The following is a 262-nucleotide window of genomic DNA, read 5'->3' as shown; positions in this document are numbered from 1 at the left end:
TGGATGATTGCATAAGCTTGTGAAGCTTTCATTAAATCAATTGAGCCACGTTGTCTTGCACCTAGCTGTATAGTAGTATAAGTTCGATTCTGATTAACTTGCTTTACAATGTAATGCTTGTTTGCTTTGTCCATACTTTCTTCCCTTACGCTTTGATCCAAATAATGTAATTCTTTTATTGTTGAAATAGCCTGTAAAGGGGAGAGGGGGTTTGTGATTTCCATCCTGTTTAAAATTTCAAAATCTTCTTCTGGTGTAGGAT

At 35.5% G+C, this 262-nt stretch carries 1 pseudogene; it reads right to left on the bottom strand.

The window, feature by feature from the left end:
* Window positions 1-262: pseudogene (locus tag JDS95_RS30720) on the bottom strand (AAA family ATPase); the annotation flags it as partial.

The organism is Bacillus cereus group sp. N24, assembly GCF_016483345.1.
Lineage (GTDB): Bacteria > Bacillota > Bacilli > Bacillales > Bacillaceae_G > Bacillus_A > Bacillus_A toyonensis.
Note: the sequence above shows the minus strand (reverse complement) of the source record. Positions and strands in the feature narration are given on the sequence as shown.